Annotated in this window: 32 protein-coding genes; 14 read left to right on the plus strand and 18 right to left on the minus strand. The window is 68.1% G+C overall.

The features are described from left to right. Nucleotides 1–23: 23 nt before the first annotated feature. The 3 genes from ABDZ92_RS04945 to trmD all read right to left on the minus strand — a co-directional run bounded on the left by ABDZ92_RS04945 (nucleotide 24) and on the right by trmD (nucleotide 3603). Nucleotides 24–2258: a S9 family peptidase gene (locus ABDZ92_RS04945; protein ID WP_241211763.1), complete on the minus strand. Its 2235-nt coding sequence runs from the start codon at nucleotides 2256–2258 to the stop codon at nucleotides 24–26. A 225-nt stretch (nucleotides 2259–2483) separates the two neighbouring features. Next, entirely contained in the window at nucleotides 2484–2870 is a 387-nt protein-coding gene (gene rplS / locus ABDZ92_RS04950) for a 50S ribosomal protein L19 (RefSeq protein ID WP_125959757.1), read from the minus strand. 1 nt (nucleotide 2871) lies between these two features. Further along, a complete protein-coding gene (gene trmD, locus ABDZ92_RS04955; protein WP_125959758.1) occupies nucleotides 2872–3603 on the minus strand; it encodes a tRNA (guanosine(37)-N1)-methyltransferase TrmD in 732 nt (243 codons plus the stop codon). 28 nt (nucleotides 3604–3631) lie between these two features. Here trmD and ABDZ92_RS04960 point away from each other — a divergent pair, with 28 nt between their 5' ends. Next, the gene (locus tag ABDZ92_RS04960; RefSeq protein WP_125959759.1) at nucleotides 3632–4561 is read left to right on the plus strand and encodes an NAD(P)/FAD-dependent oxidoreductase; all 930 of its coding nucleotides are present in this window, start codon (nucleotides 3632–3634) and stop codon (nucleotides 4559–4561) included. Here ABDZ92_RS04960 and ABDZ92_RS04965 read toward each other — a convergent pair. The 6 genes from ABDZ92_RS04965 to ffh all read right to left on the minus strand — a co-directional run bounded on the left by ABDZ92_RS04965 (nucleotide 4558) and on the right by ffh (nucleotide 10202). Beyond that, entirely contained in the window at nucleotides 4558–5775 is a 1218-nt protein-coding gene (locus ABDZ92_RS04965; RefSeq protein ID WP_125959760.1) for a sulfotransferase, read from the minus strand. The genes ABDZ92_RS04960 and ABDZ92_RS04965 overlap by 4 nt on opposite strands. 165 nt (nucleotides 5776–5940) lie before the next feature. Next, the gene (locus ABDZ92_RS04970; protein ID WP_125959761.1) at nucleotides 5941–7431 is read right to left on the minus strand and encodes a phospholipid carrier-dependent glycosyltransferase; all 1491 of its coding nucleotides are present in this window, start codon (nucleotides 7429–7431) and stop codon (nucleotides 5941–5943) included. Between the two features lie 87 nt (nucleotides 7432–7518). Next, nucleotides 7519–7980: a ribosome maturation factor RimM gene (rimM, locus tag ABDZ92_RS04975; protein ID WP_241211776.1), complete on the minus strand. Its 462-nt coding sequence runs from the start codon at nucleotides 7978–7980 to the stop codon at nucleotides 7519–7521. Nucleotides 7981–8011: 31 nt separating this feature from the next. After that, nucleotides 8012–8161: a hypothetical protein gene (locus ABDZ92_RS04980; protein ID WP_165889952.1), complete on the minus strand. Its 150-nt coding sequence runs from the start codon at nucleotides 8159–8161 to the stop codon at nucleotides 8012–8014. A 74-nt stretch (nucleotides 8162–8235) separates the two neighbouring features. Next, the gene (gene rpsP / locus ABDZ92_RS04985; protein ID WP_206432149.1) at nucleotides 8236–8619 is read right to left on the minus strand and encodes a 30S ribosomal protein S16; all 384 of its coding nucleotides are present in this window, start codon (nucleotides 8617–8619) and stop codon (nucleotides 8236–8238) included. Nucleotides 8620–8696: 77 nt separating this feature from the next. Then, nucleotides 8697–10202, minus strand: a complete 1506-nt coding sequence (ffh, locus tag ABDZ92_RS04990) for a signal recognition particle protein (RefSeq protein WP_125959763.1) — start codon at nucleotides 10200–10202, stop codon at nucleotides 8697–8699. 217 nt (nucleotides 10203–10419) lie between these two features. On the opposite strand from ffh, the gene ABDZ92_RS04995 reads away from it, so the two are divergent. After that, nucleotides 10420–12075 carry a putative bifunctional diguanylate cyclase/phosphodiesterase gene (locus ABDZ92_RS04995; RefSeq protein ID WP_125959764.1) on the plus strand — a complete coding sequence of 552 codons (1656 nt, stop codon included), beginning with the start codon at nucleotides 10420–10422 and terminating at the stop codon, nucleotides 12073–12075. Here the strand turns inward: ABDZ92_RS04995 and ABDZ92_RS05000 are convergent. Further along, nucleotides 12050–12628, minus strand: a complete 579-nt coding sequence (locus ABDZ92_RS05000) for a DUF924 family protein (protein ID WP_125959765.1) — start codon at nucleotides 12626–12628, stop codon at nucleotides 12050–12052. The two genes, ABDZ92_RS04995 and ABDZ92_RS05000, sit on opposite strands and share 26 nt — an antisense overlap. Between ABDZ92_RS05000 and mtaB the strand changes: the two genes are divergently transcribed. From mtaB to ABDZ92_RS05015, 3 genes are read left to right on the plus strand one after another with little or no spacing between them, the layout of a single operon-like run. Next, the gene (gene mtaB, locus ABDZ92_RS05005; RefSeq protein WP_125959766.1) at nucleotides 12627–13895 is read left to right on the plus strand and encodes a tRNA (N(6)-L-threonylcarbamoyladenosine(37)-C(2))-methylthiotransferase MtaB; all 1269 of its coding nucleotides are present in this window, start codon (nucleotides 12627–12629) and stop codon (nucleotides 13893–13895) included. The genes ABDZ92_RS05000 and mtaB overlap by 2 nt on opposite strands. Then, complete coding sequence (gene ftsY / locus ABDZ92_RS05010; protein ID WP_125959767.1) at nucleotides 13892–14827, plus strand: signal recognition particle-docking protein FtsY; 936 nt, start codon at nucleotides 13892–13894, stop codon at nucleotides 14825–14827. The genes mtaB and ftsY overlap by 4 nt, the downstream gene beginning before the upstream one ends. Further along, a complete protein-coding gene (locus ABDZ92_RS05015) occupies nucleotides 14824–15462 on the plus strand; it encodes a septation protein A (protein ID WP_125959768.1) in 639 nt (212 codons plus the stop codon). Before ftsY ends, ABDZ92_RS05015 begins: the two co-directional genes overlap by 4 nt. Before the next feature lie 66 nt (nucleotides 15463–15528). Here the strand turns inward: ABDZ92_RS05015 and ABDZ92_RS05020 are convergent, their stop codons facing one another. From ABDZ92_RS05020 to pspF, 5 genes are all read right to left on the minus strand, one after another. Continuing rightward, the gene (locus ABDZ92_RS05020; RefSeq protein WP_164521197.1) at nucleotides 15529–15666 is read right to left on the minus strand and encodes a hypothetical protein; all 138 of its coding nucleotides are present in this window, start codon (nucleotides 15664–15666) and stop codon (nucleotides 15529–15531) included. 8 nt (nucleotides 15667–15674) lie between these two features. Then, nucleotides 15675–15863 (minus strand): hypothetical protein, encoded by a 189-nt coding sequence (locus ABDZ92_RS05025; RefSeq protein ID WP_125959769.1) that lies wholly within the window; start codon nucleotides 15861–15863, stop codon nucleotides 15675–15677. Nucleotides 15864–15924: 61 nt separating this feature from the next. Beyond that, nucleotides 15925–16137, minus strand: a complete 213-nt coding sequence (locus ABDZ92_RS05030; protein ID WP_125959770.1) for a cold-shock protein — start codon at nucleotides 16135–16137, stop codon at nucleotides 15925–15927. 239 nt (nucleotides 16138–16376) lie between these two features. Beyond that, nucleotides 16377–16988 carry a superoxide dismutase gene (locus ABDZ92_RS05035; RefSeq protein WP_343761910.1) on the minus strand — a complete coding sequence of 204 codons (612 nt, stop codon included), beginning with the start codon at nucleotides 16986–16988 and terminating at the stop codon, nucleotides 16377–16379. 128 nt (nucleotides 16989–17116) lie between these two features. After that, entirely contained in the window at nucleotides 17117–18154 is a 1038-nt protein-coding gene (pspF, locus tag ABDZ92_RS05040) for a phage shock protein operon transcriptional activator (RefSeq protein WP_125959772.1), read from the minus strand. Nucleotides 18155–18325: 171 nt separating this feature from the next. On the opposite strand from pspF, the gene ABDZ92_RS05045 reads away from it, so the two are divergent. The 9 genes from ABDZ92_RS05045 (at nucleotide 18326) to ABDZ92_RS05085 (ending at nucleotide 21552) form a co-directional block, all read left to right on the plus strand. Then, nucleotides 18326–18472, plus strand: coding sequence for a hypothetical protein (locus ABDZ92_RS05045; RefSeq protein ID WP_164521198.1), 147 nt, complete (start codon nucleotides 18326–18328; stop codon nucleotides 18470–18472). Nucleotides 18473–18545: 73 nt separating this feature from the next. Next, entirely contained in the window at nucleotides 18546–19211 is a 666-nt protein-coding gene (pspA, locus tag ABDZ92_RS05050) for a phage shock protein PspA (RefSeq protein WP_125959773.1), read from the plus strand. 1 nt (nucleotide 19212) lies between these two features. Next, nucleotides 19213–19482, plus strand: a complete 270-nt coding sequence (gene pspB / locus ABDZ92_RS05055) for an envelope stress response membrane protein PspB (RefSeq protein ID WP_125959774.1) — start codon at nucleotides 19213–19215, stop codon at nucleotides 19480–19482. A gap of 1 nt (nucleotide 19483) precedes the next feature. Continuing rightward, nucleotides 19484–19864 carry an envelope stress response membrane protein PspC gene (gene pspC / locus ABDZ92_RS05060; RefSeq protein ID WP_125959775.1) on the plus strand — a complete coding sequence of 127 codons (381 nt, stop codon included), beginning with the start codon at nucleotides 19484–19486 and terminating at the stop codon, nucleotides 19862–19864. A 35-nt stretch (nucleotides 19865–19899) separates the two neighbouring features. Further along, the gene (locus ABDZ92_RS05065) at nucleotides 19900–20190 is read left to right on the plus strand and encodes a hypothetical protein (protein ID WP_125959776.1); all 291 of its coding nucleotides are present in this window, start codon (nucleotides 19900–19902) and stop codon (nucleotides 20188–20190) included. A gap of 22 nt (nucleotides 20191–20212) precedes the next feature. Further along, nucleotides 20213–20539 (plus strand): hypothetical protein, encoded by a 327-nt coding sequence (locus ABDZ92_RS05070; protein ID WP_125959777.1) that lies wholly within the window; start codon nucleotides 20213–20215, stop codon nucleotides 20537–20539. A gap of 10 nt (nucleotides 20540–20549) precedes the next feature. Next, nucleotides 20550–20816 carry a hypothetical protein gene (locus ABDZ92_RS05075; RefSeq protein WP_125959778.1) on the plus strand — a complete coding sequence of 89 codons (267 nt, stop codon included), beginning with the start codon at nucleotides 20550–20552 and terminating at the stop codon, nucleotides 20814–20816. A 33-nt stretch (nucleotides 20817–20849) separates the two neighbouring features. Then, the gene (locus tag ABDZ92_RS05080) at nucleotides 20850–21089 is read left to right on the plus strand and encodes a hypothetical protein (RefSeq protein WP_125959779.1); all 240 of its coding nucleotides are present in this window, start codon (nucleotides 20850–20852) and stop codon (nucleotides 21087–21089) included. Nucleotides 21090–21141: 52 nt separating this feature from the next. Further along, entirely contained in the window at nucleotides 21142–21552 is a 411-nt protein-coding gene (locus ABDZ92_RS05085; protein WP_125959780.1) for a SufE family protein, read from the plus strand. A gap of 10 nt (nucleotides 21553–21562) precedes the next feature. Here the strand turns inward: ABDZ92_RS05085 and ABDZ92_RS05090 are convergent, their stop codons facing one another. The 3 genes from ABDZ92_RS05090 to ABDZ92_RS05100 form a co-directional block, all read right to left on the minus strand. After that, entirely contained in the window at nucleotides 21563–22660 is a 1098-nt protein-coding gene (locus tag ABDZ92_RS05090) for a hypothetical protein (protein ID WP_125959781.1), read from the minus strand. Between the two features lie 80 nt (nucleotides 22661–22740). Then, a complete protein-coding gene (locus tag ABDZ92_RS05095) occupies nucleotides 22741–23070 on the minus strand; it encodes a (2Fe-2S) ferredoxin domain-containing protein (protein WP_125959782.1) in 330 nt (109 codons plus the stop codon). Beyond that, nucleotides 23067–23603, minus strand: a complete 537-nt coding sequence (locus ABDZ92_RS05100) for a J domain-containing protein (protein ID WP_125959783.1) — start codon at nucleotides 23601–23603, stop codon at nucleotides 23067–23069. The genes ABDZ92_RS05095 and ABDZ92_RS05100 overlap by 4 nt, the downstream gene beginning before the upstream one ends. Nucleotides 23604–23689: the final 86 nt, after the last annotated feature.

Consider the following 23689-nt stretch of genomic DNA (forward strand, 5'->3'; position numbering starts at 1 on the left):
TCCAGCGCCGCGGCAACCAAGCGTTACTTTGCTGCCGCGTTCTGCGGCTTTGGCGCAACAACATTGCGGTCCAGGAACGAAAGGATTGTCTTCCACAGGTGCTCGCTGACCCCCGGCCCGCCGACCCGATGGGTGTTGCCGGGATAGAACATCATCTCGAACGGCGTCGCCGTCCGCTGCATCTCGGCTGCGAACAGCGTCGAGTTGTCCAGGAACACGTTGTCGTCCGCCATGCCGTGGATCAGCAGCAGCGGATCACGAATCTTCGACGCCTCCGTCACCACACCCGAGGAGGCATAGCTCTGCGGATCGGTGCGCGGATCGCCCAGGTACCGCTCCGTGTAGTGCGTGTCGTAAAGCGCCCAGTCGGTGACCGGCGCGCCCGCGACGGCCGCGGCATAGACCCCCGGCGTCTTCTCCAGCATCTTCAGCGACAGATAGCCGCCATAGGACCAGCCATAGGTGGCGATCTTGGCAGGATCCACGAACGGCAGCGTCTTGAGGTAATTGGCGCCAGCCAGCTGGTCCTCGACCTCGACGGTGCCCATCGCGTGATACAGCTGGTTCTCGAACGCCGTGCCCCGGTTGTACGAGCCGCGATTGTCGATCTGGAAGAAGATCCACCCCTGGTCGACCAGATACTGCGGCAACGCGCCCTGCCAGCCACGCGTCACCTGTTGACCGGTGCCGGGGCCGCCATAGTGCTGGAAGAACACGGGGTATTTCTTGCCGGGCTCCAGCGGCGGGGTGATCATCTCCCAATGCAGCGTCGAGCCGTCGGCCGCCTTGATGGTGCCGAACTGCGTCTGGCGATGGCTGGCGGCGAACGGATAATAGGGGTGGTCCGGCCCAATCGCGTTCTCGTTGATCCACGCGATTCGCTTGCCCGTGACGTCCGCCAGATAAACCTGCGCCGGCTGGCTCGGGCTGGAGCGCGTGATCAGGAAGCGGCTCGCCGCCCCGTCCATGGTGGCGCCGTTCCACCAGCCCTTTTCAGTGAGCCGGGTGACGTTGCCCGGCCGCTTGAGATCGAGCGCATACAGATGCTGCTCGAGCACGTCGTCCTTGTTGCCGGTGAAGAACAGCCGGCCCTTCGCCTCATCGAAGCCGACCAGCGACTGGACGACCCAAGGCCCCTTGGTCAGTTGCGTCCACTTGCCCGCCTTCCAGCGGTAGAGATGGCCGAAACCGTCGCGCTCGGAACGCCAGATGAGGCTGCCGTCTTTCATCACGCGATAGGCGTCGGACAGGTTGATCCAGCTGCGCTCGCCGGCCGTCTCGGTGAACAGCACGGTCGACTTGCCGGTGGCGGGGTCGACCCGCAGCATGTCGAGCCGCTTCTGGTCGCGGGTCTGGCGCTGGACCAGCATCGCCGAGCCGTCCGGAAGCCAGTCGACGCGCGCGAGATAGATGTCGGGATCGCTGCCCAGGTCGACCTTCACCTTGCCTGAGCCGTCTGGCTTCATGACATAGAGGTCGACCAACGCGTTGGGCGTGCCTGCTGCGGGGTAGCGCTGGTCATAGACACTGGTGCCGGTGGCGCCGATCGCGGCGCGGCTGAACACCTTCACCGGCGCCTCGTCGAAGCGCTCGACCGCGATGTAGCGTTCGTCGGGCGACCACCAATAGCCGGTGTTGCGGTGCATTTCCTCCTGCGCCACGAACTCGGCCTCGCCGAAGTGGACGGTGCCCGCGCCTTCGGTCGTCACCGCCTGCGCCGCACCGCCGGCGAGCGGCTGCACGAACAGATTCTGGTCGCGCACGAAGCTGACAAAGCGGCCCTTGGGGCTAACCAGCGGGTTGAGCTCGCCCGCCTGGGTCTCGGTCAGGCGGCGGACCTGGCCGTCAAGGGTTGCCAGGAACAGGTCCCCGTCCAGCGGCACCAGGATCGACTGCCCGTCAGGCGCGAAGTCATAGGCCACGATACCGCGCGAGCCCGCAATGCGCGCACGCTCGCGCTGCATCTTCTCGGCCTCGGACAGTTCGGCGCCCGATCCCACCTTTTTGGAATCGACCAGCATCCGCCATTCGCCGGTGGTCGCATCCATCGCCCACAGGTCGAAGCGCTCCTTTTCGTCCGCACGGTTGCGCAGCACCGTCACATAGCGGCCGTCGGGCGAGATCTGCAGGTTGCGCGGCGCGGTGCCGTTGAGGTCGGGGCTGCCGAACACACGCGCGAGCGTCAGCGTCTGCTGCGCGTCCTGCGCTGCCTGCGTCGCCGCCGCCGGCTGTGGCGATCGGGCCAGATCAGCAGCCATGGCAGCGGTTCCGCTCGTCATCATGGCAACGCCCAACACCCATCTCAACATCCCGTCGCGTCTCCGTGGAACACGCCTGCGGACGCAGGCGCCGGCCGCGTTATCGCGGGGCGGACGCCGCGGGTAAAGCACTGGTTCGCCACCCCGAACCGCCGCGCACGCAAAAGGGGCGCGGAAGGCTGTCGCCCTCCACGCCCCCAAAGCGGACCCGATGGGTGCCGGCCGTTACTCGGCGGCAGCAGCCGTCGGGCGCGGGTCGCGACGCTCGGCGATACGCGCCGACTTGCCGGTGCGGCCACGCAGGTAATAGAGCTTCGCACGACGCACCACGCCGCGGCGAACCACTTCGACCGAGTCGATGTTCGGCGAATACAGCGGGAAGACGCGCTCGACGCCCTCACCAAAGCTGATCTTGCGGACCGTGAACGACGAGCCCATGCCCTTGTTCGAGCGCGCGATGCACACGCCCTCGTAGTTCTGGACGCGGGTGCGCTCGCCTTCGACGACCTTCACGCCGACGCGCAGCGTGTCGCCCGCGCGGAATTCCGGAATCTTCTTCGCCTCGTTGAACTTGGCGATCTGCTCGGCTTCGAGCGTCTGGATGAGGTTCATGTCAGTCTTCCTCGTCATGTCGCCGCGCGCCAGAGGGAGGTCGGACCCGAGCGCCCTCATGGCGCTCCCACAGATCCGGCCTCCGTAGCCGTGTATCGACCTCGGCCCTGTGCTTTCGCCAGGCCGCGATCTTCGCATGATCCCCCGATCGCAGCACTTCGGGGATCGTGCGCCCTTCCCATGTCACTGGTCGGGTATATTGCGGGTATTCGAGCAGCCCCGTTTCGAAGCTCTCGTCATCCCCGCTTGAAGCGGCGCCCATTACTCCTGGAAGCAGCCGAATGCAAGCATCGAGCAGGACCAGCGCGCCCATCTCGCCGCCCGACAGCACATAGTCGCCGATCGACACCAGCTCGATGTCGCGCGCCTCGAACAGGCGCTCGTCATAGCCTTCGAAGCGGCCGCACAGCACGGTGACGCCCGGCCCCTGCGCCAGTTCCCGCACCCGCTGCTGGTCGAGCGGGCGTCCGCGCGGGCTCATCGCGATTACGGGGCGATCGTCGGCGACGCTGTCGAGGGCGGCGGCGAGCACGTCGGCACGCATCACCATCCCCGCCCCTCCGCCTGCCGGCGTGTCGTCGACCGAGCGGTGCTTGTCGGCGGCGAAGTCGCGGATCTGCACCGTCTCCAGCGACCAGCGGCCCTCGCGCAGCGCCCGGCCGGCAAGCGAAGTGCCGAGCGGGCCGGGAAACATTTCCGGGTAAAGCGTTAGGACGGTAGCGGTGAAAGACATGCCCGCCCCATTGACCGATGGAGACAGGATGACAAGTTCCGAGACGCGGCCCGACGACTGCATCATCATCGGCGCCGGCCCCGCCGGCCTCACCGCCGCCATCTATCTGGCACGCTTCCACCTTTCGATCCGGCTTTTCGACTGCGGCTCCAGCCGCGCGGCGATGATCCCCTGCACGCGCAATCACGCCGGCTATCCCGAGGGGATCAAGGGCACCGATCTGCTCCGGCTGATGTACGCACAGGCCAAGCGCTACGGTGCCCACCGGGAGCTTGCGGAGGTCACCGGCCTCTCCCGCGAGGAGGACGGGTTCGCCGTCCGGGTCGGCGATCGGATCGCGCGCGCCCGCACCGTGCTGCTGGCGACCGGCGTGGTGAACCACCGGCCCAAGAGCCTGCCGAATGACGTCCACGACGCCGCGCTCGCCCGCGGACTGCTGCGCTACTGCCCGATCTGCGACGGCTATGAGGTGACCGACAAGCGCGTGGGCGTGATCGGTACCGGCGATCACGGCATGCGCGAGGCGCTGTTCCTGCGCGGCTATACCCGGGACGTGACGCTGATCGCGCCGGAAGCCGAGCATGGACTGGACGACGCCTGCGCGGCGAAGCTCGACGCCGCCGGCATCCAGCGTGTGGATGGGCCCTGCGGCGGCTTCGCGATCGAGGGCGACCAGCTGGCGCTCGACACCGCCGGCGGGCGGATGGCGTTCGACAGCGTCTATCCGGCGCTCGGCTCCCGCATCCGCTCGCACCTGGCGGTGGAGGCAGGCGCGCGGGCAAGCGAGGACGGCTGCCTGGAGGTAGATGACCACCAGCGCACTTCCATTCCCGGCCTGTTCGCCGCGGGGGACGTGGTGAAAGGCCTGGACCAGATCAGCCACGCCATGGGCGAAGCCGGCGTCGCGGCCACCACGATCCGCAACACGCTGAGCGAGCAGTCGCCGCTTTGGCGCTAACCCAGGACTTCCAGCTTCTCCGACACAGGGCTGTGGGCACCGCGCACCGCCCGCTCGACTTCGGCCTCGCTCAGGCCGAAGTCGCCGAGCGCATAGCGGTGGCCCGCCAGCCGGCGGTGCCGCCGCTGGTCCAGGTAGCGTTGCATCCGGCTCCGCACTTCTTCCGTCAGCGGCAGGTCGAGCATGCGATAGACCCGCTGCATCTCCCGCTCCCAATCCTCGCCGATCCCATCGAAGCCGACGTCCACTTGCGGCACGTCCGCCGCCGCGCGCGCGGCCCGCATCCGCCGCTCCCGCAACGCCACCTTGCGCACCCACTCCGCCCCGATCCAGTGGCGGTCGACATGGTCGGATTGCACGCGCATCTGGCTGTGTACCAGCGATGCCGAGGACGCGACCACGGCCGATGCCGGTCGGTCGAGGCAGACGAGCCGCGCGTCCGGGAAGGCCTCCAGCAGCGAGTCCAGATCCTGCGCGAACTGGGGGAGCTTGAGCACCCACGGTCGGTGCTCCCGGTCCTCTCGCCCCTTCCCGAGCCAGGCCACCGTCTGCAACAGTCGCTTGAACTCGGCATAGACAGGTCGGGTGTCCATCGCCTCGCTAGCGGCCGCGAAGCTCGGGATGCGCCACTGCGCCTCGAACGCCGCGCCGAAGATCGACACGTTGTGCAGCCCGATCTCCTCGTCAGCCGCCTCCAGGGCGGTCGGATGGATGATGCGGAACTCGGGGTTCAGCCATTCCGCACAGCGCAGGCCGATCCATGCCCGCACCCGCCGGTCGTCGAGCCAGCGGCGCCGCGCGATCGGCACCGGGTTCCAGCTTTCGAAGAAGCGGGTGTGCGCCAACCGGGGATCGCAGGCGAGCAGCCGCTGCATCCGCGTGCTCCCCGAGCGCATCTGCCCCAGCACGATGATCGGCCGGAGAATAGGTTGTTCGAGGATCTCCGGATGCCGCCGCCAGAGCGCATGGACGCGCGCCCGATCGGCAAGGGCTGCGACCAGCTGGCCATAGGCGATCACAGTCCCGAGCGGCGACAGGGCCGCCTCTTCCCGCAGCGCCTGGGTGAGTCGCTCCAGCCGCTCCTCCCAACCGCTGCCGCTTCCCAACTCCTGGAGGCCGGTTCGCGCGCGCGCGGCGGCGATCAGATGATCCGGCTCCAGAACGGGTCGCGAAAGCCAGCCTCGGCTCCATGCCTTTTCCAGCAGCTCGCTCACGCGGGCGTTCCGGCGGTGCTGCGCGGCAGGGGCGACGAGTTCCAAGCGAGAGATCTCCGGCAGCCAAGGTCGAGGGCCCTCGTTGGCGAGCAGGAACAACCCGCCAGCGAGCCACTAGTGCCACACGCCACTCTGACGGGCTTTGCCGCCCAAGGGTAGCCCGCGCTATCCGCGGCGTTGCGCGTGCTGGGTCCGCAGGTAGAGCGACAGGAGGCCGGAGGGCGACTGCATCCGGCGATAGGCGTTCCGCTCGGCCCAGCCACGAAGCGGGGCGTCCAGCCCGCCGGGCGCCGCGGGGGTCGAGCGCACCTCGCCGCCGGTCACGATCGCCGGTGGCGGCGCGCTGCTCAGCACCCGGTCCAGGCTCTCGCGCGTGACCATGTGCATCCGCTGCTCCTCGGCCGGCGTCGCCAGCCCGCGCATGCGGAACAGGAACGGCCCCATGGCGAAGCGGGGGTCGATGTCGAGCTTGCCGCCCGCAAACCGCTCCGGCGACAGGCTGACCGCCTTGCCCGGCATACCGCTGTCGTCCAGATGCTCGCCCAGCCAGTCGCCGTCCGCCACCGCGAACAGGATCGGCGAGCCGCCCCGCAGCGCCGCGATCGACTCGCTGGTCGTCCGCCAAAGCCCCAGAACCAGGGTTGCAGCCAGCACCAGCCGCAGGCTCCTGCGCGGAGCGATCGGCCCATGGATCGCGCCAAAACGCACGAACAGCGGCGGCAGGATCGGAATGACGTATTGGCGGAAGCTCGGCTGCGGCAGCATTGCGGCGATGCAGCCGGCGATGATCAGCCAGTCGAGTGCCACGCCATGGCGATCCCCGCCGTGGCGGAACCGCCGCCAGAGCACCAGCGCGAGCACCACCAGCGCCGGCCCCTGGACCAGGAACCAGGCGAGCCGGCCGAGCGTCGTCGGGAACTCCAGCATGTGCGCCTGCTCGTTGAGCATCCGCCATTGCTGGGGTGCGATCAGCGAATATTCGAAGACGCCGAACAGGAAGCTCTCCGGCGCGATCGCCAGCAGTGCCAGCGTCGGCACCACGCCGACCGCACCGCCCAGCGCATAGGCCGTGGCGCTGCGGAAGCGGTCGCGGCGCCCCTCGTACAGCATCACCGCGAACAGCACGCCCGCCGGCACGATGTAGCTGATCTTGACCGACACGGCCGCGCCGAAGGCGAGCCCCGCCAGGAAGACGCGCCGGTTCGGGCGGATCCGCAGGTGCGTGTCGACCAGCAGCCAGATGCCCAGCGCCTCGAAGAACACCGGCAGCGCGTCGTTGCGTGCGACGCCGCCGGCAAAGATCATCGCGTCGCACAATGCCAGCATGACCGCGGCGGCGAATGCGCGCCGCGGCGTTCCCCCCGCCGCCTTTGCCGCCAGGTAGACGAACACGATCGCCCCGGCGGCGGCGGCCGCATTGGCGAGCCGCAGCGCAAGAAACAGCCAGCCTTCCTCGACAAAGGCGAACGGCGCGAGAAGAAAGGGCTGCAGCGGCGTCTGCAGGTACATGAAATCGCGGAACGGCAGCCCGTACCGCATCAGCTCCACGGCAGCGACATATTGGCTCTCGTCGCGGTTCAGCGGCAGCACCAGTGCAGCGAGCACGAACAGCGTCAGGGCTGCGAGGAGCAGCAACGGAGCAGGCTTGCGAAACATCGCGGGCGGCCTAGCCAGCGGCCGCAGGGGCGGCAAGCGACGAATTATGACAATCTTGCAACAGCTTGCCCGGTCGTCGCGCGTGTCTCAGACCTCGATGAAGGCCGTCGTGACCACCAGTCGCTCGCCATTCCATTCCGGAACCGCGTCGGCCCGCATCGGAACCATGAAGCGCTTGCCCGTCGGACGCTCGATCTCCAGCACGTCGCCCGCGCCGAAATTCTCGACAGCGACCACGGTGCCGAGCGGTTCGTCCGTATCGGAGACCGCAGCCAGCCCGATCAGGTCCGCGTGATAATATTCGCCTTCCTCCAGCGGAGGCAGGCTGTCGCGCGGCACCCACAGCTGGGTACCGCGCAACGCTTCGGCCGCGTCGCGCGAGGAGACCTCGGCAAAGCGGGCGATGGCGCCATTGTTGCCCGGCCGAAGTGACCGGAGCGTCAGGGCCCCGCCGTTCAGCACGGTGTGCGCGCCCAGGTCTTCGGCGAAGACCTTGAGCCGCACCTCGCCTGCGACGCCGTGCGCGCCGATCGCGACGGCGAGCACCACCCGGCGCTCGCCGTCTGCGTCCGGCTCCGCCTCAGGCGTCGGGAGATCCGTCGCCGCCGCCGGGGGCGTCGTCGGCACCCTCCGCGGGATCGGGCGTCGAGACGCCGGTGTTCGCACCGGTGTCCGGGGACGACGAGTCGTCATGGTCGTTGGCGCCGTGCTGTTCGGGGTCGATGGTCATCGTGCCGCTCCTTCTGCCGGCCCGCCCCTTGCAGGCGGGTTCGGCAGAAGAAACGCACGAATGTCCGTTTGGGCTCAGGCCTCGGCGGTCTCGGCCGGAGCCTCGGCAGCGGCAGCCGCCTCGGCCGCCTTGGCCGCACGCTCTTCAGCGCGCTCGGTGGCCTTTTCGCCCGGCTTGCCCTTGTTCGGGTTGTTGCGCGCGGTGCGCTCCTTGACGCCGGCTGCGTCGAGGAAGCGGAGGACGCGGTCGGTCGGCTGCGCACCAACGCTCAGCCAGTGCTTCGCACGCTCGGTGTCGAGCACGACGCGCTTCTCGTCGTCCTTGGCGAGCAGCGGGTTGTAGGTGCCGACCTTCTCGATGAACTTGCCGTCGCGCGGGCTGCGCGCGTCGGCAACCACGATCCGGTAGTAGGGGCGCTTCTTGGAGCCGCCGCGCGACAGACGCATGCTGATTGCCATGAGATTTCCTTCTTCTTTCTACTCGTGGCCGCGGCAATCGCCGGACCGTTGGTTGCTGATTGCTCCTTTCGGAGCGCTCACTTCTTCTTGATCAGATTCTCGAAGCCGGGGGGCAGCTGCATGCCGCCCTTGCCGCCCCCGGGAAGCCCGGGCAGGCCGCCGCTACCGCCGGCCTTGCTCATCATGTCGCCCAGCTCAGCGCCGCCGAGCGCATTGCCCAGGCCGGCCATGCCGCCGCCCGGACCGCCCTTGCCCAGCATCGCCATCATGCCCTTCAGACCGCCCATCTTCTTGAGCTTCTTCATGGCCGTCGACATTTCCTGATGCATCTTCAGGAGCTTGTTGACGTCCTGCACCGTGGTGCCGGAACCCTTGGCGACGCGGATCTTGCGCTTGGCGTTGAGCAGTTCGGGCTTGGCGCGTTCCTTGGGCGTCATCGACGTGATCATCGCGTCCATGCGCAGCAGGATCTTCTCGTCGACCGCACCGGAGGCCATTGCCGCCTGCGCCTTCTTCATGCCCGGGATCATGCCGGCCAACGCACCCAGCCCGCCCATGCGACGCATCTGCTGGAGCTGCGCACGCAGGTCGTTCATGTCGAACTGGCCCTTGGCCATCCGGTTGGCGATGCGCTCGGCATCCTCCGCCTGGATGCTCTCGGCCGCACGTTCGACCAGCGACACCACGTCGCCCATGCCAAGAATGCGGCCGGCGACGCGCTTCGGGTGGAACGGCTCGATCGCGTCGAGCTTTTCGCCGACGCCCGCAAACTTGATCGGCTTGCCGGTGACCGCGCGCATCGACAGCGCCGCACCACCGCGCGCATCGCCGTCCATGCGGGTCAGCACGACGCCCGTCAGCGGCACCTGTTCGGAGAAGCTGGTCGCGACGTTAACCGCGTCCTGGCCGGTCAGCGAGTCGACCACCAGCAGCGTCTCGTTCGGACAGGCGATGTCGGACACCGCCTTCATCTCGTCCATCAGCGCCTGGTCGACGTGCAGGCGGCCCGCAGTGTCGAGCATCAGCACGTCGAAGCCCTGGAGCTTCGCCGCCTGCAGCGCACGCCGTGCAATGTCGACCGGCTGCTGGCCCGCGACGATCGGCAGCGTCGCCACCTCGACCTGCTGGCCCAGCACCGCCAGCTGCTCCTGCGCGGCCGGACGGTTGACGTCGAGCGACGCCATCAGGACCTTCTTGCGCTCGCGGCCCGACAGAAGCTTTGCGAGCTTGGCCGTCGTGGTGGTCTTGCCCGAGCCCTGGAGACCCACCAGCATCACCACCGCCGGCGGCGTGACCGCGATGTCCAGCTCAGCCGTGTCCGGCCCCAGCATGTCGACCAGCGTGTCATGGACGATCTTGACGACCTGCTGCCCCGGCGTGACCGAGCGCAGCACGTCCTGGCCGATCGCAGCCTCGGTCGCCTTGTCGACGAAGGAGCGCGCGACCGGAAGCGCGACGTCGGCCTCCAGCAGCGCCACGCGCACTTCGCGCATGGCGGTACGCACGTCGGCTTCGGTCAGCGCACCACGGCCCCGCAGGCGATCGAAGACGCCTCCCAGCCGGTCGCTCAAGCTATCGAACACGTACCTGCTCCACTTCCATGTCCTCCGTCCGGCGCCCAAGCAAAACACGCCGGCGGACGAAACCTCGTCGGCCGGCGTCGCCCGTGGGCGTTCGCATGGATGCCGTCCCATTGAGGAACGACGGTGGCCCGATAGCGGATTGCGCCGAACTGGGCAAGTCGTGCGCGGAGCCGGCAGGATTTAACCCGATCTACATACCTGTGGCGGACAAGGAGTCATGCGCTCGCGGCTTCCTCTCGGCACGATCTTCGGCACCGATCGTTCAGGCAGGTTGCGTCCTTCCTCGGACGCGCTGCTGCTGGGGATCGGCATCGCCTCGCTGCTGCTCCTGGTCGGGATCGGCAGCACCCTTCTCGCCAGCACGCTCGGGGTCTGGCTGGGGGGCGGACCGCCGCCGCAGCGGCTGCTCGTCGTGGCGCTGCTGCTCAACCTCGCGCTGATGCTGCTCGGCTGGAATCGCCATCAGGCGCAGCGCGCCGCCGCACAGGCGCAGGAGGCCGCCGAAGAACACGCCCGCGCGCTGGCAGCCCCCGACCCGCTGGCGATCCTGCTCAATCGCAAGGACTTCGCCTCCGAAGGTGCCGCGATGATCGAGCGCGCCGGCCGGGCGCGCGGCGCGGTTGCGCTGCTGCTGGTCGACCTCGATCATTTCAAGGCGATCAACGACATGCACGGCCAGCCGGCGGGTGACGTCGTGCTTCGGCACGCGGCGACCGCGCTGATCGAGACGATGCCGCCCGGCAGCCGCATCGCGCGCATGGGGGGCGACTCCTTTGCCTGCGCGCTGTCGATCGCCCCTGCCCAGCCGGCGCAGGTCCAGCGGCTTGCCGAACGCCTGCTGGCCCGGCTCTCGCAGCCGGTCGACGTGGGGGGCGTGCGCTGCCAGGTCACCGCCTCTGTCGGGGTCGCCTGCTCGGGCGCCGACTGCCCTTCGATCAAGGCGCTGATGCGCGCGGCCGACATCGCGCTCTATACCGCCAAGCGGAACGGCCGCGATCGCTTCGCCTGGTTCGATCGCTCGATGGAGCGCGAGCTGCACAGCCGGAACGACCTGGAAGAGGCGCTGCGGATCGCCATCCCCCAGGGTCAGATCCTCCCCTTCTTCGAACAGCAGATGGACCTCGTGACCGGCGACCTCGACGGGTTCGAGGTATTGCCCCGCTGGCAGCACCCGGCGCGTGGTTTGCTGGAAGGTGAGTCGTTCCTGCCGCTCGCGGAGGATACCGGCCTCGTCGCCGACCTGTCCTTGTCGCTGATGCGCCAGGCGTTCGACGCCGCCCGCGATTGGGACCCGTCGCTCTGCCTCACGGTCAATCTCTCGCGCTGCCAGCTGCGGGACGCCTGGCTCGCGCAGAAGATCCTGAAGCTCCTGACCGAAACCGGCTTCCCGGCCCACCGTCTCCAGGTGGAAATCACCGAGAGCGCGCTGTTCGACAACCTGCCGCTGGCGCAATCGATCATCGGCAGCCTGAAGAACCAGGGCGTGCGGGTCGCGTTGGACGATTTCGGCACCGGCTATTCGAGCCTGGCCCATTTGCGCGCGCTGCCGCTCGACCGGATCAAGATCGACGCCAGCCTCGTCCAGTCCATGGCCGACAGTGCGGACGCCACCGCCATCGTCAACGCGATCGCGCGGCTGGGCGAGAGCCTGAACCTGCCCGTGACTGCGCAGGGCGTGCCGAACGATGCCGTCGAGACGCGCCTGCGCGGGATCGGCTGCGCCAAGGCACAGGGGCTGCGCTACGGGCCGCCGCTTTCCACCGCGGGCGTACGCCGGATGCTCGCCGAGCGTCGCCAGCTCGTCGCACGCCCTGCCCCGGACGCGCCTGTTCAACTCCCGCTCGACGTCACCAACCAGCGCCTGGTTGGCTGAGATAGGCCAGCTCCTCCGGGGTCGAGTCGCGGCCGAGCGCGGCATTGCGCGAGGGAAAGCGACCGAAGCGCTCGATCACCTCCGCATGGGCCTGCGCAAACGCCAGGTTCGTCTCAAGCCCCGCCTCGGAAAAGCAGCGCAGGGCGAAGCGCTGCACGCCGCGATCCTCCGAATGCATCAGCGGCATGTAGAGAAAGGCCCGGCGCGGCGGCTCGAACGTCGGCGCATAGCCCGCTGCGATGCCCGACAGCGCCAGTTCCAGCCCGAGCGGGTCGGCCGCGAACGCCGCTGCCGAGCCGCGGTAGAGATTGCGCGAGAATTGGTCGACCAGCAGGATTGCCGCCAGCAACCGCTCGGGCGTGTCGCGCCATCCTTCGGCGTCCGTCGCGACCGCCGCATACCGCAAGGCGCCGAACCGCTCGCGGATGGCCGCATCCAGCGCCTCATCCTTGGCGAAATGCTGCTCCGGCGAGAGCTCGTCGAACCAGAAGTGCAGCACGGCATCCGCCGCGCGTTGGACTTCGCTTGGGTCCGCCCCTAGATCAGCCGCCATGCCGCCCCCTTCTTCCGTGTTGCCCGAGGTGATTTCCCTCGGCTGCCGGCTCAACATCGCCGAAAGCGAAACGATCCGCACGCTGCTAGGGTGCCGGGATGCGGTGGTTGTCAACAGCTGCGCCGTGACCAACGAGGCCGTCGCCGGCACCCGGCGCGCGATCCGCCGCGCACGCCGCGATCGGCCGGACGCGGAACTGATCGTCACCGGTTGCGCCGCGCAGATCGATCCGCAGGGGTTCGCCGCCATGCCGGAGGTCGATCGCGTGGTCGGCAACGCGGACAAGCTGCTGCCCGAGGCATGGACAGGCAGCGAGCCGGTCCGCGTGTCGGACTGGGACGCCGTCCGGCGGGACACGCCGCACCTCGCCCCCGCCTTTGCCGCCCACGTCCGGGCGTTCGTGGAGGTGCAGAACGGCTGCGACCATCGCTGCACCTTCTGCGCCATCCCCTTCGGCCGGGGCCCTGCCCGCTCTGCGCCGGCCGGTGCGGTGGTGGCGCGAGTCGCCGAGGTCGTCGCCGCCGGCCATCGCGAAGTCGTGCTGACCGGCGTGGATCTCACCAGCTACGGCCACGACCTGCCCGGCCAGCCGAGCCTCGGCCATCTGGTCGAGCGCATCCTGACCCATGTGCCGGCGCTGGAGCGGCTCCGCCTGTCGTCGCTCGACTCGATCGAGATCGACGACCGGCTGATGGCGCTGCTGACGGGGGAACCCCGCGTGCTGCCGCACGTCCATCTCTCGCTCCAGGCGGGCAGCGACCTGATCCTCAAGCGGATGAAGCGCCGCCATCTGCGCGCCGATGCCGTCGCAATGGTCGCGCGGCTGAAGGCTAGGCGGCCGGAGATCGCGATCGGGGCGGATCTGATCGCCGGCTTCCCGACGGAGGATGCGGCGATGTTCGCGGATACGCTGGCGCTGCTCGACGATTGCGACATCGTCCATGCGCATATTTTTCCGTTCTCGCCGCGTGCAGGGACGCCGGCTGCGCGCATGCCGCAGGTGAACCCGGCCGTAGCGCGGGAGCGCGCGGCCACGCTGCGCGCGCGTGCGGCCACGCTGCGCGCGCGTGCGGCCGAGCGCCGTACGGAATGGCTGCGCCGGCACGTCGGCACGCGGCAACGAGTTCTGGTGGAACGACCCGGCGACCGCGGACATGCGGAAGCCTTTGCGGAAGTAGGATTGGATCGAACAATGCAGGCAGGCACCATCGCCGACGTGGCAATCACAGCCGTCGAGCAGGACCGGCTGGTGGGAGTGGCGGCATGAGCGCATCGTGGCACGAACGGCTGCTCGGGGGCTTTCGCAAGACCTCCGACCGGCTGATGGGCAATCTCGCCGGCCTCTCGGCCGCGCGACTGGACGAAGAGACGCTCGACGAGATCGAGGAGGCGCTGATCGCCTCCGACCTGGGGCCGGAGACCGCCGCGCGCGTCCGCGCCCGGCTTGCCGAGGGCCAGTATGAGCGCAACATGGAGGAGCTCGGCATCCGCCTGGTGGTGGCCGAGGAGGTCGAGCGCTCGCTCGCCAAGGTCGCGAAGCCCCTGGAGATCGAGGCGTTTCCGCGCCCGCAAGTCATCCTGGTGATCGGCGTCAACGGATCGGGCAAGACCACGACCATCGCCAAGCTCGCCAAGACTCTGGTCGACCAGGATTACGGCGTGATGCTCGCCGCCGGCGACACCTTCCGCGCCGCCGCGATCGGCCAGCTGCGCACCTGGGCCGAGCGGATCGGCGTGCCGATCGTCTCGGGTGCCGAGGGCGGCGACGCCGCGGGCATCGTCTATGAGGCGGTGAAGCAGGCGACCGCCACCGGCATCGACGTGCTGATTGTCGACACCGCCGGGCGCCTCCAGAACAAGCGCGAGCTGATGGACGAGCTCGCCAAGATCCGCCGCGTGCTCGGCCGCCTCAATCCGGAGGCGCCGCACGATGTGGTGCTCGTCCTCGACGCCACCACCGGCCAGAACGCGCTCAACCAGATCGAGGTGTTCAAGGAGACCGCTGGCGTCACCGGCCTTGTCATGACGAAGCTCGACGGCACGGCGCGGGGCGGCGTGCTGGTCGCGGCGGCCGAGCGCTATGGCCTTCCGATCCACGCGATCGGCGTCGGGGAGACTGCCGACGACCTGCGTGGTTTTGACGCCAATGAAGTGGCCCGCATCATCGCCGGCGTCGACCAGGGGAGGAACCTGCGATGAGCACGACAGCTCCCGCAAAGGAGGCGAGCCCCGGGCTGCGCATGGCCCTCGACTACGGGCCGCTGGCCGTGTTCTTCGCCGCCAACCTGCTTGCCGGCCACCTGCATCTGCCGGACATGGTCGACAGCCTGGCGCGCGTGCTGATTGCGACCGCCGCCTTCATGGTCGCAACCTTCGTCGCGATCCTGGTCTCGCACATCCAGACCGGTCGCATCTCGCCGATGCTGTGGATCTCGGGCGCGCTGGTCCTCGTGTTCGGCGGCCTCACCCTCTATTTCCGCGACGACACCTTCATCAAGGTAAAGCCGACGATCGTCTACGCGATGTTCTCGGCCATCCTGGGCTTCGGTCTCGCCACCGGCCGGCCGCTGCTCCAGTCGCTGCTGGAGGGCGCCTATCCGGGCCTCTCGGCCGAGGGCTGGCGCAAGCTGACGATCAACTGGACCGGCTTCTTCGCCGCCATGGCGGTGCTCAACGAACTGGTCTGGCGCAACACCAGCTGGGACTTCTGGGTCGGATTCAAGCTCTGGGGTGCGGTGCCGCTGACGCTGCTGTTCGCGATCGCCAACGTGCCGATGTTGCTGCGCCATGGCCTGACGACAGAAAAGGAAGCGCCGGTTCCGCCGGAGGGTTGAGGCGCGGCGCTGCCCCCTTCCTCCCGAAACACAAAAGGCGCGCCAGCAATGGCGCGCCTTTTTGGTTCATCCGAGCACTTCGCGAACCGCAGCACGGGCGATCGCCTGCATCTGGCGATCCGCGGCCGACTGTCGGCGGGCCGTTGGGACGGCGGCTTCGGGAATGGGGAAACTGGAGGTGTTCTGCGTGGTAAAAAACTTCACTCGGTATCCTAAAGGACGGGGACCGGCCCGGCACCTTCGCGTTCGGCGCGAAGCTTGTCGACGCGCTCCTGGCGCTCCGCCATCGCCACCCAGGCCGCTTCGGCCCGGAGACAACGGTCGCGCACCATGTCCAGCGTCGCCGCCTCTGCATCGGCATGGGCCTGTGCGGCGTGCTCACGATAGCTTAGCTGTGCCATGGACGGGTCTCCCGTAAAGAGCTCGGCGGCGCCGGATGGCGCCGCCGGGTCGCCGTCCGACTTAGTCGGCCGGCTGAAGGTTCACCGCTGCCATCTTGCCGCGGCGATCCTGCTCCAGCTCGTACGAAACGCGCTGGTTCTGGTTGAGGGTGATCATGCCGGCCCGCTCGACCGCCGTGATGTGGACGAAAGCGTCGTCGCCGCCCGTATCCGGCGCGATGAAGCCATAGCCCTTGTCGGCATTGAAGAACTTGACGGTGCCGAGAATGCTCATGGGGTATTCCTTCTTATCGGCGCGCCCGCGTGTCGGGAGCGCTTGCGCTCAAACACAGGGAAAGAAGGAAAAACGAGCCGCAAAGCACCGAAAACCGTCAATATGCGACTGTAGCTGCACCTATATGGCAGAGCCGGGCAAAATTAACAAGGATGGCCCCCCAGATATTTCCTGAAGCGGTCGGGATTTCCCCGCGTCGCAAAAACATAGGGCGGGAAGTTTCCTTCCCGCCCTATGGTTCATGCCTTGGCCGCTTCGTAGCGCTGGTTTGCCACGTCCCAGTCGACGACATTCCACCAGGCCTTCAGATATCCGGGCCGGGCGTTGCGATAGGTGATGTAATAGGCGTGTTCCCACACGTCGTTGCCCAGGATCGGCGTGCCCCTCACCGGCGCCACGTCCATCAGCGGATTGTCCTGGTTCGGGGTCGAGGTGATGGCGAGCTCGCCGTCCTCGCCCACGATCAGCCAGGCCCAGCCGGAACCGAACTGGTTCGCACCAGCGGTGTTGAACTGCTCCTTGAACGCGTCGACCGAGCCGAACTTGGCGTCGATCGCGTCCTTGAGTGCGCCGGTCGGCTGCGAGCCGCCGCCCTTCATCGTCTTCCAGAAGAAGTCGTGGTTCCAATAGCCGCCGCCGTTGTTGCGCAGCTTGGCCGGCGCGCCCGACATGTTGGCCAGGATCTGCTCGATCGTCTTGCCCTCGAGGCTCGGGTCCTCGCCGATCGCCTCGTTCAGCTTGTCCGTATAGGCCTTGTGATGCTTGTCGTGGTGGAGCGTCATCGTTTCCTTGTCGATGGTCGGCTCCAGCGCGTCATAGGCGTAGGGCAGCGGGGGAAGTTCGAAAGCCATGACGGTTCCTCCTTGATGGATTTTGTGGTGTCGAACGCGGGCGCGACCGGATGGCTCCGGTCGTTACGGTCGCGTTCTAGGTAAGCTGCGGCACGCCGTGCGCAACCTCCGATCGGTGCATCCGCAGCTCATCCGCCGCCCTGCCCCAGCAGATTGTGCCGCCGCAGCGCGTGGCGCAACTGGTCGTAGCTCAGCCCCAGCGCCTCGGCCGTGGTGCGCTGGTTGAAGCGGTTCTCGGCAAGCGCGCGCGACAGCAGCTCGCGTTCGAAGCGGTTGACCCGCGTCTTGAAATCGGCGGGCTCGAAGTCCTGCTCCGCCGGCACGTCCGCCGTCGATGGAGGTCCCGGCTCGGACAGGGCGGGCGCGACCGATGCGGGTGCCTGGCCACGCGGACGATAAGGCGATGCGAAGGGATCGATCTCGATGCCGTCGATCGGTCCGGGCCGCTCCCAGCGATAGACGGCGCGCTCCACCACGTTGCGCAGCTCGCGCACGTTCCCGGGCCAGGGATGGCTGGTGAGCGCGTCGAGCGCGGCGGGGCCGAAACCCGGCCACACCTCGCGCCCGATCTCCGCCGCCATGCGGCGCCCGAAGAACTCGGCGAGCACCGGGATGTCGCCGGCGCGCGCGCGCAGCGGCGGCAGCGTCACCACTTCGAACGACAGCCGGTCGAGCAGGTCGGCACGGAAGGTTCCCGCCGCCACCCGATCGGGCAGATGCTCGTTGGTCGCCGCTACGATGCGGACGTCGACATGAATCGGCCGGGAGGAGCCGATCCGCGTCACCTCGCCATATTCCACGGCGCGCAGCAGCCGGTCCTGCGCCGCCATCGACAGCGTCCCCAGTTCGTCCAGGAACAAGGTACCGCGGTCCGCCTCCTCGAACCGACCCGCCCGCGCCTTGGTGGCGCCGGTGAAGGCGCCCGCCTCGTGCCCGAACAGCTCGGCCTCGATCAGCGTCTCCGGCAGCGCCGCGCAGTTCATCACCACCAGCGGCTGGTCCCAGCGGGGCGACAGGCGGTGCAGGCGCTCGGCCACCAGCTCCTTGCCGGTCCCGCGCTCGCCGATCACCAATACCGGTCGATCCAGCGCCGCCGCGCGGCTGGCCCGTTCCAACGTGTCGAGGAAGGCCGTCGACTGGCCGATGACTTGGGTCGTGCGCTCCATGCCGGAAGCTTGGCGCAGTTTCCCAACTGTTAGCAACGGCTTTGTTGCGGGACGACGACGACACTCCCGAGAACGGCGAATTTCTGCGGTTTCTGAAAACTGGCACGGCTCCTGCAATGCAATGGACAAGCCCAGCAATCGGGCAGCACAACAGGTTCAGGGAGCACTATGATGACGACCTACAACGCTACGAGCCTCAGCCGGACCCTCGCCAGCCTGATCGGCGCTTTGGTCCTCAGCACGGTGACGCTGGCGGCAACGACCAGCACCGGCCCGGCCCCGGCTTTCGCAGCATCCGCCGGCCACGCGATCGCGTGACCGACGGCGGGCCGGGGCGGGATGTTGCCCCCTCGCCCTGGCCCAACCGGAACACACACAGGAGTTTGAATCGATGGGTATCTTTTCCCGCACCCGAGACATCATCGCCGCCAACGTCACCGATCTGCTCGACAAGGCGGAAGATCCCTCCAAGATGATCCGCATGATCATCCTTGAGATGGAGGAGACGCTGGTCGAGGTTCGGGCATCCGCCGCGCGCACCATCGCCGATCAGAAGGAGATGCGTCGCCACATCGCCAAGCTGCAGGGTCTGCAGGAGAGCTGGACCGAGAAGGCCGAGCTCGCCCTGTCGAAGAACCGCGAGGATCTGGCCAAGGCCGCGCTGATCGAGCGCAAGAAGGCCGCCGACATGGTCGAGCAGCTTTCCGGCGAGATCCGCGTGCTCGACGACTCGCTGCGCGGCTCGGAAGAAGACATCGCCAAGCTGCAGAACAAGCTGCGCGAGGCGCGTACCCGCCAGAACGCGATCATGACCCGGCTCGAAAGCGCCAACAACCGCAGCCGCCTGCGCGAGATGTATGCCGGCTCCAAGACCAACGAGGCGTTCAGCCGCTTCGAGGTGCTGGAACGCCGCGCCGATCTGGCCGAGGGTCGCGCCGACGCGCTGGGCATGGGCCAGGTGAAGACGCTGGAGGAAGAGATCGCCGAGCTCCAGTCGGCCGAAAAGATCGACGCCGAGCTCGCCGCACTCAAGGCGCGCATGAACAAGGAGGGCTGAGATGGACGACTTCATCTCCATCGCGGTGCCGATCGTCACGCTGTTCATCGGACTGCCGTGGCTGATCCTGCACTACATCACGCGGTGGAAGCAGGCGCCGACCCTGACCGGCGAGGACGAGAAGCTGCTCGACGAGATGCACTTCACGGCCCGCCGGCTGGAGGAACGCCTCCAGACGATCGAACGCATCGTCGCTGCCGACAACCCGGATTTCCGTCCTTCCGCGCCGGACGCTGCGGACCGTGAAATCGACTTTTCCCGGAGGAACTGAGATGACCGCGCAACGCACCAAATTCTACCTCGACAAGCAGAATGCGAAGTGGTCGGGCGTGTGCTCCGGCATCGCGGATTATACCGGTGTCGAGGCCATGTGGATCCGCATCGGCGCCGTCCTGCTGACGCTGGCCGGCGGCTTCCCCTGGACCCTCATCGCCTATGGGATGATCGCCTGGATGGCGCCCAAGAAGCCGGTCGGCCTCTACGACAGCGAGGAGGATGCGAAGTTCTGGCAGGGCGTGCGCTCCAACCCGAAGCGCTCGACCGCGGAGATCCGCTCCACGTTCCGCGACATCGACCGGCGGCTGGCCGACATCGAGATGTTCTACACCAGCCGCAACACGCGCCTGGCCGACGAGATCGACAGCCTGCGCTGAGCCGATCCCCGGGGGGCAAACAGGGAGGAAGTATCATGAGCTGGAGTGGACCGGGTTTCGTCATCGCCCTGATCGCGATTTCGACCTTCGGATTGGTGCTCAACAACTGGATCCGTGCCCGCCACGGCTATCCGGTGGAGAACGAATGGTCGGGCGTCAGCCGCAAGGAGGACCCCGAAGCCGAGCGCAAGATCGCGCTGCTTTCCAGCGAGAACGAGCGCCTGACCGGCAAGATCGGCCGGCTGGAAGAGCGGATCGCCGTGCTCGAGCGCATCGCCACCGACCCCGCTGCCCGCACGGCGCGCGAAATCGACGCGCTGCGCTGAGCCCGGCGAGAGGAGATCTGAGATGAGCCCGGAAAAATACGCATTGCTCCAAGGCCTCTTCCCCCTGATCGTGACCATCGTCGCGGTTGCGGTCACCGGATGGGTCATCACCACCTGGATGCGGATCAAGCATGGCTATCCGCTCGATGGCGCCTGGGGGCAGGCCGTCTATCCGCAGAAGAGCGACGAGACGATCGAGCGGGTTCGCCTGCTGAGCCAGGAGAACGCCCAGCTCCGTGCCGAACTCGGATCGGTGAAGGACCGCCTCGCCACGGTGGAGCGCATCGTCACCGACAGCGGCGCCCTGCTCTCCCGCGAGATCGACCAGCTGCGCGACCGCGCGAACTGAAGGACCGACCATGAGCCCTATTCTGATCCCGATCCTTGCGCTGATGATCCCGATCGTCGCGATCATCGGCAAGACCTTCGTGAAGCCCTGGCTCGACCACCGCGAGCGGGCCTTGGAGGTCGAAGCCAACAAGCTCGCGGAAAAGGCCGCACAATATGCGGCGCAGACGGAGCGGCTGGAGCAGCGGGTGCGCGTGCTGGAACGCATCGTCACCAACCGCGGCCTGGATCTTTCCGACGAGATCGAGCGGCTGCGCGACCAGCCGCCGCTCAACTGACCACCCACGTCCACGCCCCATCGGAGCAGCGACATGACGGACCCGAACCTCACCCTCGTCCTCGCCACCAGCGGCCTCGCCGCCGTGGCCATGGTCACCGCCGCAATGCTTGCGGGCTGGCGCGGCTGGCTGGCGCTCAAGCGGCAGGAACTCGCCCGGGTCGAAAGCGGCGAAGCGCCCAGCTTCGGCCACGCCGGCACCCGCATCGAACTCGCCGACCTCAAGGAGCGCATCCGCAAGCTGGAAGCGATCGCCGCCGGCGTCGATCTCTGATGCAGCCGCGGCGGCCTTTTGCCGGCCGCCGCCAGCTGCTACCGGGCTGCGCATGCAGTCCCTCGACGACATCCTCGATGAATATGGCTTCCTCGATCCGGACGACCGCTATCGCCTGCTGATCGATCTGGGCCGCGCGCTGGAGCCCATGCCCGATGCGCTGAAGACCGACGCGACGCTGGTGCGAGGCTGCTCGGCTTCGGTGTGGGTCTATCCCACCCGGCGCGAGGACGGAACGCTCCACTTCCTGGCGGACAGCAACGCCGCCATCACCAAGGGGATCATCGCGCTGGTCCTCTCGGCGGTGCAGGACCAGAGCCCAGCCGGGATCCTCGCGACCGACGTTTCCGCGGCCCTCGCCCCCTTCGACCTGTCGAAGCAGCTGAGCTCCAACCGGACCCAGGGCATCCCCAACATGATCGCCCTGATCCGCCACGAGGCCGAACGCTACGCCGCCGGCTGAGGCGGGCGCCTCAGCCGGCTCTCTTTCCCTCCGGCTTCACCGGCAGCGCCGACCACGGCAGCACCGCCCAGTCGGGGCCGTCGCAGGCGCGCATCACGCGGGCAAAGCTCGCGCCAAGCCACAGCCCCTCCGGCGTCAGCCGCCAGGCCGGGAAGTTCCACACGTCCGGATCCGTATAGTCGCATTCCTCCCCATCCGGGTCGACGGGCTGCATCTCCTGTGGATGGTAGCGCTGGAGAAGCTTCACCACCGCGGGGGCAAAGGTCTGCGCGCGATAGCCATACCAGCGGTCGCTATCCTCGGGCGGGGTCGGTGCCGGACCGAACCGCAGCACCGCGTCCAGCTTCAGCTCCCGGCCGGTGTGCGCGTCGAAGCTGTGCCCAGCGGTCCCGAAGTCCGGATGGGCGGCACCCGCGCACGACCAGCTCGTCTGCCAACCATAGCTGACATAGTCGCGTCCCAGCCACGGCTTGCCCTCGACCCCGCCGTCCACCCCCGGTTCGCCGCCGATGTCGGTGCAGCTGAGCCAGCGGCTGACCTCGCGCCATTGGTCTTGCGCAAGGAGCACGTTCATCGCCGCCATCGGTTGCGCGGCATAGCCGCTCTCCAGGCGGAAAAGACGGACGCCGCTCTTCGGCTCGCGGTGCCAGCGGATAGGCTTGCCGTCGACCTGCTCGACGGCCTCGGGCTCCAGCGTCAGCCCGGACAGTTGCAGCCGCTCGTGCAGCGAAAGCTCCGGCGGCAGATCGGCAGGAAGGTCCTTCGCAGTGGTGACGCGCGCGAGCCGAACCGAGAAGCGGCGCTTGGCCGCGGTGGTCAGCGTGCCGACTAGGCCGCCGCCTTCCTCACGCAGTTCCAGGCGATCCTGCGTTGCCCGCGCCTCCAGCGTCAGTGCGTTGCCGCGGCGCTCTCCCTGCAGGGCCAAGTCCAGCCGGCTCGACAGGTAGAAATAGCTGCCCCAGGCGTCCTCCCCCTTGCCGTCCTCCTCCAGGGTGAGAACGACCCTGCTGCGCCCCACCGTCCCCTCGAAACTCCGCGCAGGTTCGCTTTGCGCCGCAGCCGGAGAGACGGCCACGACCAGTGCCGTAAGGGTCAGGAGAATACGCAAGGGCAGATCCGCAAGAGAGGGCACGACCGAGCCGCAGATACTGCCCAGGCGGATTGCACCGTCAAGCGAGCAAGCGGCCGCTAATCGGCGTCGGCGGTATGAGTCTTCTGCTCCGACAGCCCCAGTTCCTGCGCCAGCCCGTCGAGGTCGGCGCCCGGGCTCACCAGCAGCCACTCGCCCGGCCTCGCCCCATCGATCACCGTCACGGCACGCTTGGGACAGACGCCCAAGCAGCGCGTCTCGACGATACCTGCCCGCGCCTTCGGCCCCTTCTTCAGCCCCAGCCGCTTGCGCAGCGCCTTGGTCAGCGGCTGGTCGCCGTCCGGTCCGAAGCCGCCATCGAGCTTGCGCGAGCATTTGCCGCACACCAGCACCGCCCGCGACCAGCGCGCGCGGACCGCGGGCTTCATGCGGGCTTCCACTGCCGCCGTTCCTCGGCGACCCGCAGCACCTCATAGGCCGCCTGGATCGCCTGGAAGCGAACCGCGGCTTCTTTGTCGCCGGGGCGCACGTCGGGGTGGCTGGACTTGGCGAGGCGGCGCCAGGCACTCCGCACGGCCTCGAAGTCGGCATCGACCTCCAGCCCCAGCACTTCTAGCGCGCGCATCTCGTCGCGGGAACGGGTACCGTCCCCGGAGCCACCCCAGGCGTAATGCGAGGCATTGGCATAGCCGTCGGCGGTGCGCTGCTCGCTCGCCTCCCGCCGCTTCGCCTCTTCCTCGTCCAGCCCTTCGAAGTAGTTCCAGTTGCGGTTGTACTCGGCCGCGTGGGTCTCGCAGAAATACCACCGGTCGGGATTGTTGGGAGACTTGGGCGCAGGCCGGTCGCCGGGGGCTTCACAGCCGTGCCGGTCGCAAAGGCGCACGCGCGTAGCCTGGCGCTCGGCTTCGTAACCGCGCCAGCGGGGAAATCCCCAATCGTTGGATCGACTTGAGCGGACCATCGCCTTCCAGATAGCCCCCCTGCCGCGCGGCACAACCCAGCGCCATGGGAAACAAAACGTAATTATTTCCCGCTGCCGCCCCGGCC

It is taken from the genome of Sphingomonas molluscorum, assembly GCF_039522995.1.
Classification (GTDB): Bacteria; Pseudomonadota; Alphaproteobacteria; order Sphingomonadales; family Sphingomonadaceae; genus Sphingomonas; species Sphingomonas molluscorum.